The sequence below is a fragment of the Pedobacter sp. AC464 genome, assembly GCF_979253075.1.
Map to the genome: position 1 here is coordinate 299,868 of NZ_CEEDBV010000001.1, position 14,739 is coordinate 314,606.

Below are 14,739 nucleotides of genomic sequence, written 5' to 3' on the forward strand. Positions count from 1 at the left end.
TAAATTTTTCTCTTGTTTATAAAGCGTATTAGCTGTAAAAACTGAAAGCGTCTGCAGCGGATGCTGATGCATTTTTATCATAAAGCGCTTGTTTACGAAACGTATTAATAATTATCATAACTACTTATATATTAGATATTTACGTCATCTTTTATTTGGTATTTGAAAAGAAATGAAATAGGTTTGTATCCACTAATCAAATTTAACCAAGCAAAATATGAGAAAAAGACTTACGTTTCTTATCACATTGGTTTGCTTTACATTTTCACTCTGTTTTTCTCAGGAGATGAACGTAAGGGGAACCGTTAAAGACAAATCCGGAATCGGAATTCCGGGCATATCTGTTAAAGTGAAAGATACCCGAACAGCGGTATCTACGGGTGGCGACGGAAGTTTTTCCATAGCTGTTCCGCAAAATGCAACACTGGTTTTTTCGGCTGTAGGTTATGCAAGTCAGGAAATTCCGGTTGGCTCTAAAACAACGCTTTCTGTTACGCTGCAGGAAGAATCTAAAAACCTTACTGACGTAGTTGTAATCGGCTACGGCACAACAACCAAAAGAGATGCAACAGGAGCCATTTCTAGTGTAAAAGCTACGCAGCTGGAAAATGAGAATCCTCAAAGTATTGCCGATGTTTTAAAGGGAAATATTCCCGGTTTATCAGTAGGCTTAAGCTCAAGCGCCAAAGGCGGCGGCGACTTACTGGTGCGTGGAAAATCTACATTAAGCGCCGGAACATCACCCTTAATTGTGCTCGATGGCGTGATTTATAATGGTCAGCTTGCGGATATTAATCCGAATGATATCGAAGCCATTGATGTGCTCAAGGATGCAAGTTCGCTTGCAGTTTATGGTGCAAAAGCAGCAACCGGCGTTATTGCCATAACCACCAAAAAGGGGCGTGGTGAATCGCCTACGATAACCTTCAATACTAATGTGGGGCTTGCACAGCTTGCTAAAAATATGCGCCCTTACGATGGTGAAGGCTTTTTGGCATGGCGGGGTGATGTGTTGAGAAGTGGTGCAACAACACCCGAATATTTGTACAACGACCCTAGAAATTTACCGTCAGGCGTAACTTTAACGCAGTGGCTAAACGGCCAAACGGGTGATCCTGTTGATTTGTGGTTAAACAGACTTGGGCTTGTGGCCAATGAAAAAGCGAATTACCTGGCCGGCAAAACGACAAACTGGTATGATGATATTTTTAGAATTGGTTTCCGTCAGGACCACACCTTATCGCTAAGTGGTAAGAAACAGGAAATCACCTATTATATGTCGCTCAATTATCAAAAAAACCAAAATGTTATTCAGGGTGGAGATTATACAGCCATCCGCGGCCGGATTAACCTGGAAGGAGAGGCTGCGAAGTGGTTAACATTGGGGATGAACGTACAATTTGCCGATAGAGATGAAGCCAGAACCGGCGACGGATCAACCGAAGCTGACTGGACTCAGATTCTTAACTTATCGCCTTACGGTGATAAATATCTGCCAAACGGCGAACTAAGACGTATTCCGACAGATGATAGCGGATTGAATGCGAGAAACCCGTTTTTGAGCATGACCTACAACGAAAGGATGAATAAGCAAAACACGATTTTTGCAAGTCTTTACGGCAGGGTGAAATTGCCATTGGGTATCACTTATCAGTTAAATTTCAGTCCGGGACTCGATTTTTACCGCACTTTTGATTACCGTTCGTCGAGAAATCCTGATGTTGTTACCCCTGGTGGTTCAGCCACACGTGCAAATGAAACACGATACAACTGGCAAATAGATAATCTTGTTAAATGGAATAAAACTTTCGCCAACATTCATAATGTTGATGTAACGCTACTTGCCAACGCCGAGAAATACCAAACCTGGTGGACTCAGGCTTCAAACGAAGGCTTCGTACCAAATGATGTGCTTAGCTATCACAACCTTTCCAGCGGTATAAAACCAGTTACAAATAGTGAAGATAAGGTTTACACTGGCGATGCTTTAATGGCCAGGTTAAATTACAGCTTATTGAGCAGGTATATTTTAACGCTTTCTGTACGTAGAGATGGTTATTCCGTTTTTGGTGTGAACTTTAAGCGTGCAACATTTCCGGCGGCAGCCTTTGCCTGGGTGTTTACTGATGAAAGCTTCATGAAAAACCAAAAATGGTTAGGTTATGGCAAGCTTCGCCTGTCATATGGCATAAACGGTAACCGCGATTTGCGTAATCCGGATAACGGCACGGTAGATCCTTATGCAGCACTTGCTCAGCTGGCAAGTGGAAAATACCAAACCGTAAACGGCAGTGGCGCTGCTTCTGATGTGAATACTGTTCAAATTGGCGCTAAACTTGCAAACTCTAATTTGAAATGGGAAGAAACTACTGCACTTAATGTTGGTTTGGATTTCTCTATCCTAAACGATAGAATTAGCGGATCTATTGATGCTTACAACAAAAAAACGAGCGATTTGCTTGTAAGACAAACATTGCCGAATGTAAGCGGATATTCTTCAGTTTACTCGAACCTTGCCCGGATTAATAATCGTGGTGGGGAGCTTAACCTGAATACCAAAAATCTCGTTGATGGAAACATCCGCTGGAACACGAATTTTAACTTCTCTTTTAACAGGAACAAGATTGTTGCACTGGCTTTACCAACAGATGACCCCGGAAACGGCTGGTTTATTGGAAAAGATATCGACGTAATCTGGGATTATAACATTCAAGGCGTATGGCAACAAAATGAAATGGCTGAGGCCGCCAAATTTACTAAAGCGGCCATTAAACCAGGTGATTTTAAACTTGAAGATGTTGATGGCGATTATGCTTACTCGGATGCGGACAAGAAATTTTTAGGTTACCGTACGCCACGTTACTTTTTCGCCATGCGAAACGAGTTTAACATTTTCAAAAACTTCGATTTTTCATTTCAGTTACTTGCAAACTGGGGGCAGCTAAAGCAATATAATTCGGCTAAAAACCAACCGGGTAGTGTCGGCTTTGCACGTTCAACTTCCTATGTGCTTCCTTACTGGTCGCCAGCTAACCCAATTAATGATTATGCAAGGTTAAATTCCGGTTCGAGCGGAACAAGCTACAATGTTTACTGGGATAATTCATTCATCAGGCTTAATACGGTGGCGGTATCCTATTCTGTTCCTTCCAACTTGCTTACCAAACTTCGTGTTAAGAGTGCGAAAATATATGCAAACGTAAATAATGCAGGCTACTACGCACCTAAATGGACTTTCTGGGACCCACAAAATAATGGCCCAACGCCACGCTACTACACATTAGGCCTTAACGTTACGCTTTAATTTTTTAGCATCATGAAAAGAAAAAATCAAAATATAATTGTTTTATCAGCCTTTGCTTTAATGCTAGGCTGCGCAGGCTGCAAAAAAGCCTACCTCGATTCGGATCAGCTGTCTGCATATTCTCCGGAAAATCTAAATAGCGTAACCGCAATGAAAGCGGCGCTTAACGGGCTCGGACTGGCAACCAGGAGGGAGTTCTTTGGCGACTCTGCGCCGTTGTTAACCGAATCAATTTTTTCGGACGTAGCAGTTGATGGTACGACCGATAAAAATACGCCTGCACAGGATCTTATTTCACGTATTACCTCGGATGCCAACCTGAATAGTGATGACTTTACCAAAATTGGCTGGTATTGGGACAACGAATTTATTGCTGTGAGGCAAGCAAATACAATTATTTCGAATATCGATAAACCAAGCTATGCCTCTGACGCAGAGAAAAATGCAATTTTAGGCGCAGCTTATTTTTACCGGGCATTTTATTATTACAGGTTAGTACACCAGTTCGGCGATGTGCCTTTGCTTTTGAAAGATGTCGATGGTCCGAAAGCAGACTTCTACTCCACAAAAAGAGAAGTGATTCTTGCCAAAATGAAGACTGATTTGGAATTTGCTCAAACCTGGGTTCTGGATGGCGGCAATAAAGGAGATGTAACTAAAGGTGCAGTAAGTCACCTGTTAACCAAGGTTAACCTTGCGCTGGGTAAGTTCGACGATGCGATAACATCTGCAAGCAATGTAATTAATGGCGGAAAGTATGGAATGATGACAGCACGTTTTGGAAGCACAGCATCAGATTTAACCAAAAACGTTGTCTGGGATTTACACCGGATGGATAATAAAGCGATTGCTGCGAACCGTGAAGCTTTGTTCCTGGTTATAGACAGGGAAGCCTTCGCCGGTTTTACGGCGCTGGGTTCTCAGCTGATGCGAAATACTGTTCCGGCCTGGCATTTTGCCAACGTAAAAACGCCATCCGGCGCAACGGCAATAGTTGATGCGGTTACTGCAGAAATTCCTTTAACCAGAATGTACGGCCGCGGAATCGGAAGGTATCGCGGAACGCCTTATAGTACAAAATACATCTGGACAGATAACACCGATTACCGCCATGCAAAAGGCATGTGGATGGATATGACTGATCTGGTTTACAACAACCCTGCGTTAAAAACATCAACCAATGCCGCCGACCGTGCTTTATATGGCCAGCCTTTGCAAATGTATTCTGATGCAAACATTAAGCAACGTTTTACAAATGGCGCATTAGACACCATTCGTCACTGGTTCGGATGGCCACATTACAAAGTATTCATCAATTCTACTAATGCCCTGGCAAACGACCCATACTGGACTCCGCCTCGCGGAACAAATACGGACTGGTATGTTTTCCGCCTGGCCGAAACCTATTTGCTACGTGCAGAAGCTTATTATTGGAAAGGCGATTTAGGACTGGCAATGGCTGATTTAAACGTAGTACGGGCAAGGGCCAATGCAACTTTGTTAACCAATGCTTCGCAGATAACCATCGGGACAATTCTTGATGAGCGTGCCCGCGAATTGTACTGGGAAGAGCCACGCAAAACTGAACTTACACGAATTGCCTATATTTTTGCCCAAACAGGAAAGCCAGCCTACAATGGTAAAAGCTATAGTCTGGCAACTTTTTCTGATAACAATTTCATGTATGACCGCATTATGGAAAAAAACGATTTCTATAAAAATCAGGTGCCAACATTACAGGGCGTAAATTATAGAATAGCGCCATATCACGTATTATGGCCGGTACCTGCAAGTGCACAGCGCTTCAATACAGAAGGTCGGATAAATCAAAACAAAGGTTATGCAGGCTACGACCAAAATGTACCTGCACTCGATAAATTACCGTAACTGGTAGAAAGCGCTTACCATGTTTGTTAAATACATGGTTTGGTTTAGTTGTTAGTGAGCAGCCCTTTAAATAGGGCTGCTTCCTTTAAGTTTACTTCGCTTTTTAATTAGAATGATAACTTTACCAGTCGTTAAAAACATTTCTCTATGAAGATATTAACTGCAGTTTTTTTGCTTCTAGTGATGCATTCCGTAGCAACCTTTGGAACTACATACAAGGTGAAATCGGTTACTGAGTTTGAGCAGGTGTCAAAAAAACTTCAGCCGGGTGATGAAATTATCATCCTGAAAGGCACCTACGAAAACTGGGCGGTAAACATTGATGCTAAAGGCACCGCATCGAAACCAATTGTAATTACAGGCGAGGCTGAACAAGCTACCATCTTTTCTGGTATTCAAGATCAATGCATTTTCAAAATAACGGGTGCATATATCATTCTTAAAAATCTCCGGTTTGATAAAAATAAAGTCGTTCGCGAAAATGGAAATTCCGGAACGCTTATAGAACTTAGCGAAAGCAATCATTGTTCGGTTGAGCGCTGTTCTTTCATCGATAACGAATCCAAGGTTCAGTTTTTACCACTTGTAATTATTTCGGGTAATGGTGCCTATAACGGGGTTGAAGCTTGCGAGTTTCGCTCAAACATTAACAGCATCGATTTACAGGTTAAAATAACCGAAAAGTCAGTTCCGCAGAACACGGTGATTAAAAATAACGTTTTCAGGAATAAGGCAAAAGTGAGCTGGCCGAATGGGAATGGTGGAGAATGTGTCCAGATTGGTCAGGACCCCATTTTGCTTGGCAACCAGGAAGCCTTTAGCCTCGTTTCAAAAAACAAATTTATTAACTGTAATGCCGAAAACGAGGTAATTAGTAATAAAAGCAGTAAGAACATTTATTTAAAAAATTACTTTCAAAATAATGACGGCGAATTGGTTATGAGAGGCGGGCATGACTGCTTAATTACTGGCAATGTTTTCAGGGGTGGAACGGGTGGCATTCGCGTGAATGGCACCGGGCATAAAATTACAAATAACGATATCCGAGGTATTAAGACGGCCATTCGCCTAATGTATGGCATGTCTGCAGGGAAAAATGAAACGGGTTTTTATGTGGCCGCAAGCGGATGTTCGATAACAAATAACAAAATTACCAACGCCCAAACGGGAATTCTTGAGGGCGATGGCAAGAACATAGACTGGACCGGGAAGTTCGATGTTAAAAGATATCCGTCGCGGGTGATTCAGGATGTTGCTCCGTTTGATAATACGCTTTCAAACAATAAGTTTTCCGGAGTAACTGTTCCAGTCTCTAAACAATAGCATTTTACAGATGCTAATTAACTTCAGAACTTCAATCCGAAGAACTAAGGCCAGGATACAGACCATTTATCAAAGCCACCAGATTTTTTATCTTCATCAGCTTCGCCTTTATCAGTGGGCGTATTACCGCTTTTGATATCTTCATTTTTCTGTGCTAAAGCTTCTATTAGCTCTTGTTCTAATGAGCTGTTTTCCTTTTTCGTATCCTTGTCTTTATCAAATGAATCGTTTTCAGTATTGTTCATATTAGTTTCTATTTAGTTTACGTTCACAACAAATCAACCCCGACAACAACTTTCACATACCTTCATTGAGATCTTTTCGGAAGCATTTTGTGCTCTTTCGTGACGACTACATTTGAAACCAATCTCTGGGCAGGTTGGTTTAGCCGTTATATACGTGAAATGAAGGTGTTAAAGTCCTGTCTTGATTGCGTAATAATCTTCCTGGAGCATTTATACGCATAATACCAAAGTAGCTTAAGTGTAAAGCCTGAAAAAACTGCCCGGTAATCGATTTATACTTGAAATTTCCTTAAACAGTGAACATTGAACTGTGCATGAGTCGATTTCTACGCTAGGTAATTTCGGTATTTAGCCCTGCCAAATGGGTATTTTTCAAGTCAACAAAGTCGATTCTAGACTGGTTGTTTAAAGGAATGGCATTTGGCCAGATTCATTTTCGCATGGCTGGTAAGTTGTATAAAGGGGTTTTGCAACAAGCGGCAGCCTTTTAAAAACTTGTGGCCGGTAAAGAGAAAGTGATTTATAGTTTATTCAATTTAATGAGAAGATTTAGCTAATGACAGAACCTATGGAAGATTTCAATTCGTATTTCAGCAGTGCTTTTTTAGGCAAAAAAATATTAATTACCGGCGGTAGTACCGGCATTGGAGGGGCTACGGCGATACTACTCGGCTCTTTAGGTGCCCAATGTATGATTTGTGGCCGCCACCGGGAGCAGGTAGATGAAACCCTGGCGGCAATCGAAGCGAAAAACCGATCCAATAGCATGGGGGTAGTTGTCGATTTATCCGCCAAGGAGGGTATCACCACATTATTTGCCGCGGCAGACGAACAACTTGGGGGGCTCGATATTTTAATAAATAATGCTGCCCTGGGTTATGGAAGCATACTTGAAGGAGGGTATGAAGACTGGCAGTACATTTTGCACACCAATCTCTTAGCTTACATGGCATGCTGTCGTGAATCTATTGCACGTTTTGAGCAAAAGCGAGCCGGACACATTATCAATGTAGGTTCGATGAGTGCTGATGTTAGAGAAGAAAACAGTTCTGTCTATGTAGCCACAAAATCTGCAATTCAAGGCTTTTCTGAATCGCTTAGAAAGGAAATAAACCCGCTGGGAATAAAACTTTCGCTCATTGAGCCTGGAGCTGTTGATACGGATATGCAAGAAGCCAGTGTCGATGAAAAGCGTGAACAAATAAAAAATCATGAAATGTTGCGGGCAGAAGATATCGCCTGGGCAATTGCTTTTTGTATTGCCCAACCTCCAGCCTGCGATGTGGTAGACTTAAAAATACGCCCACGCTTACAAATCATCTAAATTTTACAGACGTTTATGAGCGGCGAGGCAAATACAGCGTTGTTTATCGGCAGTTATGCCATGGCAGAGCAAGATTCAATATTTCAGTATAATTTTAATAAGCAGAATGGTACGATTAAGTTTTTAGCCTCAGTTGGTGGCATCGAAAATCCATCATATATTGCCTTGAGTCCGTCTTCACAATTGTTGTTTGCGGTTAGCGAGCGTAAAGAAGGGAATCATTCGCAGGTGGCAAGTTTCAACATCAGCCATCCAAATAAACCGGAATTGCTAAGTCAGGTAAGCTTTGAAGGTGCTGGTGCATGCCATATTTCTATCCAAGATTACGGAAATTTTGCCATCACCGCCAATTACGGTGGCACTTTGGCGGTGTTGCCGTTTGATACAAACGGAAAGTTGAGGCAGGCCATACAATTGTTCAAATATGGAGGATCTGGTGCTAACCAGGAACGGCAGGAGCAACCGCATATTCACAGTTCGATCTTCACTCCCGACCAAAAAACCCTTTTCGTTGCCGACCTAGGCACCGACAGGATTTACACGTATCATTATGAGAACGCTGATCTTCAGCCTTTTCAACCTACAGCAAACGCCTACGTTAGTCTGCCGGCTGGCGTTGGACCGAGGCAAATGGCTTTCCATCCTGGCGGAAGTTGGTTTTACGTTCTTTGCGAGCTCACCGGCGACCTTTTTGTTTTTCAGGAAAAAAACCTGGATAAGTGGCTATACCGGTATAACATAGGTATTAGCGAAATAAAAAATGGTGCAGAGGCTGGCGACATAAAAATTGACCAGGCTGGCAAATATCTCTACGCAAGCAACCGCGGCGATGTAAACGAAATTGTGATATTTTCAATTGATCAGAAAAGCGGTGCGCTCCAGGAGACACAAAGAATCCCTTCTGGTGGTAAAAGTCCGCGTTGTCTGGCATTAGACCCTTCGGGAAGATACCTGCTCTCCGCAAACGAGCAAGGCAATTCGGTCACCTCGTTTCAAATTATACCCGAAAATGGCAAATTGACTTATTTGGGCGTGGTAGCTGAAATCAGTTCGCCAACATGCCTGCAGTTTCTGGAAGAAAGTATTCGTAGTAGCCCTAATGATTAAATATTAACGTTAAAATTAATAGCATGAGCAAAAAGATGAAAGCAGCACTGAAAAAGCCGGATGGAACTTTCGATGTGCAGGAAGTAGATAGAGTGGAAATACCAGCGCAAGACTGGGTGCTGGCAAAAATTAAAGTCTCTGGAATTTGTGGAACCGACCTTAGGCATTGGAAGAAACATGAACCTGAACTGGAATGTAAGATTATGGGCCATGAGCTCGCCGCAGAAGTAGTGGAAGTTGGTAGTGCTGTAAAAAATGTTAAACCAGGCGATAGGGTAGTTGTAGAAACGCTATTGGGCGATGGTGATTGCGATTGGTGCCGTGTGCAACAATATAACCTTTGCCCGAATCTGTATAAAGTTAGAATGGAAACAATATCAAGGTCTTTTGCAGAATACCTGATTGGCCCGGCTACAAAGTTTCACATCCTTCCAGATAACGTGAGTGATGAGGAAGCAACGCTTCTCGACACTTTTGCAGTAAGTTTGCATGCGCAGCAGTTAAGCGGACTAAGCCTAAACAATAAAGTGGCCGTTATTGGCGGTGGTCCGATTGGTTTGGCTCAATTACAGCTTGCAAAAGCATCAGGTGCAGATGTAATTTTGTTCGATGTTGTGCCAAGTGCACTAGAAATGGCTACAGCGCTTGGGGCAGATGAAGTCGTAAATATCGAGCAGGAAGATGCACTTTCACGTTTAAAAACATTTACGCTGGGAAGAGGTGCCGACATTACATTTGAGTGTGCAGGTGGGCCCTCTATGCCAATAACATTACCACAGGCGCTATCTTTCACTAGGATTGGTGGCAAAGTGGTCATCGTTGGTGGTTTCGAAAACGGCGACGTTTCCATTTCGATGGATTGGCAGCAAGTACAGAAATCAGGCATCACCATAATTCCAAGCGCCAGTTACGGGTTCTGGGGAATTTATCCGGAAATGACCATTTGCCTGGACCTTTTGGCGAAAGGCAAAATCAAGGCGAAGAACATGATTACCCATACATTCTCTTTAGATGAAATTAACAAAGCATTTGAAACCGCACAAAACAAGAAGGAAACCGGAGCCGTGTTTGTTGCCTTAACCATGTAAATGAGAAAGTAATGTAAAGCTTGATAAAATTTTCAAACACACTGATCATGCGCTGATCAGTGTGTTACCCTTTACTGACTACCAGCTTATTTTAACCTTTTCATTTCCGGAGATGTTGTATTCGAGCATGTCTGAATTGCTCTTTACCGGCGAAACTTTTTCTTTTTTCACCAAAACTTCGAACCGGCTCTGCGCTGTTTCTTCAGTTTCCTGGAACAGGATGATTACTCTGCAGCTCAATCGGTTATCACCACCTGTGTTGAAGGAGATAGATTTTTGACGATTTTGAAATTTCTGAATTGGATAGTCGCAAAAAAGAATGAATGATTCATTTTTAATCCTGAAATATTGGTTAGGAATTACGCCAAATGCAATGCCCGCTCCGTAAACTTCCTGTCCAACTTCCCCCGATTCTTCCCAGCCATCATGTAGATCTTCAAGCGCAATCCAAAGCTTTGGATCAATTTCTCCCGTTTTAATTTCCTTTGCCAGCATATCTGGCTTTAACATCGGTGGATAATAGTATGCCACACGGCCAACCATGTGCCTGATGAACTCTGCGATAAGCAACCTTATGGATGGGAGAATTTCTAAACCTTCCACTTCATATATGTAATCGTGCAATGCGGAATAGACCTCCTGCTCTTCATAGGCGGCGGTGTAAGGGGCATCCTTAAGTGGAAAAACCCCGAAAAACGTAGGGAAGTTTTTTGCGTTGCCATAGTCACATTCCCAAAGCTGAACGTTATCAAAAAGGGCGGCTAAACACACGTAGCTTAATTCGAGAAAGGTTTTATCCTGAGTTTCTTTATATAACCTAATCATGGCGCCAGCCGAAAATGCGGTGTTATTTGCCTGGTAAAATAGCTCGAAACCCTTGCCCTGCAATTTGGCTGCGGCTTTCCTGGCCTCATCAAAAAACCTTTTCTCACCCGTGATTTTCCACATCCTTAACATCAAATCAGCATACGTGCCAGGCACATCTTTTTCGCCACCCTCGCCATCAGCGGTTTCTGCCTTAATTATATCCAAAGTATCCATCTGGTAAAATACCGGCCATTCATAATTAAACTTTTTCGCCACCTTCATAGCGTATTCAACCGACTTGAATAAGATATCCTTTACATTTTTATCACCCCGCTCGCTAAGTCGGGCCAAATTCATCAAGGGATGATGGAGGTACCAGGCGTCCATCACCCTTGGTTTTTTTTGTTCCTCTGAGTGATCCAAATTCTTCTCTGCCGCTGGCAACCACCTTACAATGGTGCCCATATCTTCCTGGTAAAAATCCTCCAGGCCGGCTCGCAGCTCATCCACCAGCACGTGGCTTTTTTCTCCCTTCCAATCGAGGTATTCGAGCATTGGCATTAGTACAGCAAGCTGAACCATCACCTCTGGTGGAGTTTTATAATCTGCCACATAAGCGCTTAAATAACTGTGGCCGCCCGCGAAAGTCCAGCAACCTTTATGGTAAGTGAGGTCTTTAAGCCCATTTTCTACCGTATCAAGCCAGTTGTGGTAAAAGCGCTCAGGACGGGGAAGTTTAATGTAAATTTCTGCAAGCCGGTTTAAGTATTCGGTTGCAATGTTTACAGGGTTATCTGGTTGCTGATCTGACAGGCTTACGAAAGCATCACTGAAAGTATACGTTTTGCCCTTCTCTAAAGGTTGAGTTGTTGCAGGTAACGAAAAACCGATTTCCGGCCATGTGCCTCCAACCGTCGCGCCTGCGCTACATTTTGCCGTTTCACAATATGGATTTAATGCGGTAAGATTTTGAAAATAGAACACAGAGCCCGAATCGGAATCGTTAAAAAATAATATACCCGAACGCGTACCTCGTTGCTGTGTATGGATTATGCAATCCTGATTAATGTTACCCTTTTCGTCGAAACTAAGGATATCTTTCGGCCAGTAGGGAATGAACAGTGGAATTTTTGGAGTTGCGCAAACCGTATATCTAAAATACGGTGCATCATCCTCATAGTGTACAGTTACTTCATGGATAATGGTAGAACAGGCTAACATGATCCTGACCTCATTTTCCTTGTGATCAATTTTTTTAATGCTGATTTTGCCTGAGGGTGAAAAAGCTGTACGGAAACCGATGCGTTTTCTATTAGGCCATTCTTTTACCAGCCAAAGTGTATCACTTGTTAAATACACAGATAAGGCGAGTGCCTTAGAAATCTCTGCTGCTGGTTCGAGTTGTTTTAGTTCTGACTGGGCATTTGCCGCCCAAATTGAAATTGGTTTCATCACGGATGTAAATATGATTAACAAAATGCCGGTAACCAGCCGAAGGCTTTTAACCGACAAACCTTATCAAGGTGTCACCAGAAATAATTGAGAACATTCTAGCCTTTTTATAGGCTATGAAAATAACATTATGGTTGGCAATAAAGTTTTGTGTTGACTCCAGACCCTAGTCAATCGGTAAAGATGACTATCCATTAAAATCTTCATTAATGTTGGTAATTAGTGAGTTACTTTCACTTACAAAGCCTGCTACGATGGCAAATACGCCCATTAAAACGTGTGGCCAAAACACCTGCTGGTAAAAATCAAAAAGCCAGGGCGAAATTGCGAGTGTGAGGCCGAGCGCCATATCCATATCGAGATGGAAAGCCATTGGGAGCCTTTTCCAAACGCCGACTTCATAATTTGTGAAAAGAGAAATGATTAAAGTACTCAAAGCTGCGATGAAAAAACATGCGGCTGCTGGCGTTACGCTTGCAAATCCCAACAAAAAAGGCATCGCAAACATCACAGCTGTCCACACGTAATCGATTATTCCATGTAATTTTCTAGGTATGATATTCATAGTAAAGGTTGAAGTTTTTAAGATTTTTTAATTTCGCATTTGATAAGAAATGCATTCAACATCAGCTTTTGGCTAAAATCATTTCTTGTTTAATTGTTGCGTTTTAGCGGTCTCAACCGGATTCTGATCGTTGGGCACAACATTGTCACCATCTTCTTTTAGTCCGCCAAGTTGTCCACCGCTTACGTCCTCCTCTTCCTCACTAAGGGCTTGTAAGCCAATATTTGCGTTCTTAACTTCTTCGTGGTCGTCTGCACTTTGGCGATCCTTTTTCATATTCATGGCATCTTAATTTACTAATTAGAAAAACCTGATAAATGGCGTCATGTTTTAGCAGTTAGAACATCAGGTATTTATGCTGTGTTGTCGCGTATTTTAGTCGCTGCTTGCATGCGCTAAATTCTGGTTTGATTAAACCCAGGTTATTTCGAAGCAAGAAGTGCAATCTTCAGGCTTTCGAAAGCGTCTTCTACCGTTATTTTTAGTTTGTGATCCTGATTTTCGATTTTTTTTGTTATGTCTAGAATAATTGACTGAACACACTTTCCGTAAACTTCCCCTTTGGTTTGATTAATTTCAAAAGTGCCTGAAACCATCTCGTCTACATCATAGGTTATTCCGCCACAATTAACCGAATTGTGTTCTTCAGGAACATCGGTATCACCCCAACCTTCTGGTCTCGAAACATCTCTTAACGAACTCAACGGAGTTTCAACTGTGGCTTTCCAGCCTGGAATAGCACTCAATTTATTTTTAGTTTCATCATTAACTAAAGCTTTTAAAGTTCCTTTCATCGGCATCCAGCCTTCAATTTCTATCCTTGCAAGGTCAAAGGCCAGCTGTATCGTTGTTTGTTCAAATAAACCCGGACCAGAAAAGGCATGGTAATAGCTCGCCATCAAGCCCTCATCATATAAAACTAAAGCAGCTACGCGGTCGGTTTGCTGTTCATTCCGAGAACTTGAGGAACCATAAACTTCCTTATATTGCTGGTTTCCAATTGCATTAACGATGTCAAAGAAATGCACCCCGTGCTCTACCAGTATGCCGCCCGACAGCGCTTTGTTCCAAAACCAGTGGCCTGCCGGTAGGGCTTCATCTTGGGCATAATTATTTACAACGACTTGTCTGAGCTTGCCAAATGCATTATTCCGGCTTAATTCCATGAAAAACTGGATAATAGGATTGTAACGGATCATGTGGTCAACCGTTATTACCTTGCCGGTTTCTTTTTGAGTTTCTATAATTTGGTTGCCACCCTCTTCGGTAATTGCAACAGGTTTTTCGAGCAGCACATGTTTGCCCGCTTTCATTGCCTCGCAGGCCATTTCAGCGTGCAGCCCCGGTGGCGTAACAATGCTTACAATATCAATTTCAGGATCGTTTATTAATTCTCTCCAATTCGAATAAATTCTGCAGCTGTTAGCACTTTCGAAACCTTTTCCAGATTCGGCAATTGCGATAACTTCTACTTCATCAAGCTTTGACCACCAATAATGTAAAAACCTGCCGAAGCCGCCATATCCAATAATTCCAATCTTGTATTTTCTCATCTTGTATTATTTTGGTAAACACCGATTTTATGCGTTACTTAAATAACATTGTCTGGAAAACCAAGGTTTAAAAAAGATTTAGAT

11 protein-coding genes are annotated in these 14,739 nt (G+C 42.2%); 6 read left to right on the forward strand and 5 right to left on the reverse strand.

Going from position 1 to position 14,739, the window contains the following annotated elements:
- Positions 1 to 217: 217 nt before the first annotated feature.
- From AC0IWT_RS01245 to AC0IWT_RS01255, 3 genes are all read left to right on the forward strand, one after another.
- Positions 218 to 3,304 carry a SusC/RagA family TonB-linked outer membrane protein gene (locus AC0IWT_RS01245; protein WP_471795628.1) on the forward strand — a complete coding sequence of 1,029 codons (3,087 nt, stop codon included), beginning with the start codon at positions 218 to 220 and terminating at the stop codon, positions 3,302 to 3,304.
- 12 nt (positions 3,305 to 3,316) lie between these two features.
- Complete coding sequence (locus AC0IWT_RS01250) at positions 3,317 to 5,191, forward strand: RagB/SusD family nutrient uptake outer membrane protein (protein ID WP_471795629.1); 1,875 nt, start codon at positions 3,317 to 3,319, stop codon at positions 5,189 to 5,191.
- 147 nt (positions 5,192 to 5,338) lie between these two features.
- Positions 5,339 to 6,514 carry a chondroitinase-B domain-containing protein gene (locus AC0IWT_RS01255; RefSeq protein WP_471795630.1) on the forward strand — a complete coding sequence of 392 codons (1,176 nt, stop codon included), beginning with the start codon at positions 5,339 to 5,341 and terminating at the stop codon, positions 6,512 to 6,514.
- Between the two features lie 44 nt (positions 6,515 to 6,558).
- Here AC0IWT_RS01255 and AC0IWT_RS01260 read toward each other — a convergent pair whose 3' ends face one another.
- The gene (locus AC0IWT_RS01260; RefSeq protein WP_471795631.1) at positions 6,559 to 6,759 is read right to left on the reverse strand and encodes a hypothetical protein; all 201 of its coding nucleotides are present in this window, start codon (positions 6,757 to 6,759) and stop codon (positions 6,559 to 6,561) included.
- Positions 6,760 to 7,327: 568 nt separating this feature from the next.
- Here AC0IWT_RS01260 and AC0IWT_RS01265 point away from each other — a divergent pair.
- From AC0IWT_RS01265 to AC0IWT_RS01275, 3 genes are read left to right on the forward strand one after another with little or no spacing between them, the layout of a single operon-like run.
- The gene (locus AC0IWT_RS01265) at positions 7,328 to 8,083 is read left to right on the forward strand and encodes an SDR family oxidoreductase (protein ID WP_471795632.1); all 756 of its coding nucleotides are present in this window, start codon (positions 7,328 to 7,330) and stop codon (positions 8,081 to 8,083) included.
- Positions 8,084 to 8,098: 15 nt separating this feature from the next.
- Positions 8,099 to 9,190, forward strand: a complete 1,092-nt coding sequence (locus AC0IWT_RS01270; RefSeq protein WP_471795633.1) for a lactonase family protein — start codon at positions 8,099 to 8,101, stop codon at positions 9,188 to 9,190.
- 23 nt (positions 9,191 to 9,213) lie between these two features.
- Positions 9,214 to 10,278: a zinc-dependent alcohol dehydrogenase gene (locus AC0IWT_RS01275; protein ID WP_471795634.1), complete on the forward strand. Its 1,065-nt coding sequence runs from the start codon at positions 9,214 to 9,216 to the stop codon at positions 10,276 to 10,278.
- A gap of 78 nt (positions 10,279 to 10,356) precedes the next feature.
- Here AC0IWT_RS01275 and AC0IWT_RS01280 read toward each other — a convergent pair whose 3' ends face one another.
- From AC0IWT_RS01280 to AC0IWT_RS01295, 4 genes are all read right to left on the reverse strand, one after another.
- Positions 10,357 to 12,537, reverse strand: a complete 2,181-nt coding sequence (locus AC0IWT_RS01280) for a hypothetical protein (protein WP_471795635.1) — start codon at positions 12,535 to 12,537, stop codon at positions 10,357 to 10,359.
- Between the two features lie 187 nt (positions 12,538 to 12,724).
- Positions 12,725 to 13,102, reverse strand: a complete 378-nt coding sequence (locus AC0IWT_RS01285) for an SPW repeat domain-containing protein (protein ID WP_471795636.1) — start codon at positions 13,100 to 13,102, stop codon at positions 12,725 to 12,727.
- A gap of 78 nt (positions 13,103 to 13,180) precedes the next feature.
- Positions 13,181 to 13,384 carry a hypothetical protein gene (locus tag AC0IWT_RS01290; RefSeq protein ID WP_471795637.1) on the reverse strand — a complete coding sequence of 68 codons (204 nt, stop codon included), beginning with the start codon at positions 13,382 to 13,384 and terminating at the stop codon, positions 13,181 to 13,183.
- A gap of 140 nt (positions 13,385 to 13,524) precedes the next feature.
- Positions 13,525 to 14,655, reverse strand: coding sequence for a Gfo/Idh/MocA family protein (locus tag AC0IWT_RS01295; RefSeq protein WP_471795638.1), 1,131 nt, complete (start codon positions 14,653 to 14,655; stop codon positions 13,525 to 13,527).
- Between the last annotated feature and the right edge of the window lie 84 nt (positions 14,656 to 14,739).

Bases quoted from the DNA above. Each gene is read 5' to 3' on its own strand.
- AC0IWT_RS01255 (WP_471795630.1), top strand. From the start codon at position 5,339: ATGAAGATATTAACTGCAGTTTTTTTGCTTCTAGTGATGCATTCCGTA.
- AC0IWT_RS01280 (WP_471795635.1), bottom strand. From the start codon at position 12,537: ATGAAACCAATTTCAATTTGGGCGGCAAATGCCCAGTCAGAACTAAAA.
- AC0IWT_RS01260 (WP_471795631.1), bottom strand. From the start codon at position 6,759: ATGAACAATACTGAAAACGATTCATTTGATAAAGACAAGGATACGAAA.
- AC0IWT_RS01265 (WP_471795632.1), top strand. From the start codon at position 7,328: ATGGAAGATTTCAATTCGTATTTCAGCAGTGCTTTTTTAGGCAAAAAA.
- AC0IWT_RS01270 (WP_471795633.1), top strand. From the start codon at position 8,099: ATGAGCGGCGAGGCAAATACAGCGTTGTTTATCGGCAGTTATGCCATG.
- AC0IWT_RS01285 (WP_471795636.1), bottom strand. From the start codon at position 13,102: ATGAATATCATACCTAGAAAATTACATGGAATAATCGATTACGTGTGG.
- AC0IWT_RS01290 (WP_471795637.1), bottom strand. From the start codon at position 13,384: ATGAATATGAAAAAGGATCGCCAAAGTGCAGACGACCACGAAGAAGTT.
- AC0IWT_RS01295 (WP_471795638.1), bottom strand. From the start codon at position 14,655: ATGAGAAAATACAAGATTGGAATTATTGGATATGGCGGCTTCGGCAGG.
- AC0IWT_RS01250 (WP_471795629.1), top strand. From the start codon at position 3,317: ATGAAAAGAAAAAATCAAAATATAATTGTTTTATCAGCCTTTGCTTTA.
- AC0IWT_RS01245 (WP_471795628.1), top strand. From the start codon at position 218: ATGAGAAAAAGACTTACGTTTCTTATCACATTGGTTTGCTTTACATTT.
- AC0IWT_RS01275 (WP_471795634.1), top strand. From the start codon at position 9,214: ATGAGCAAAAAGATGAAAGCAGCACTGAAAAAGCCGGATGGAACTTTC.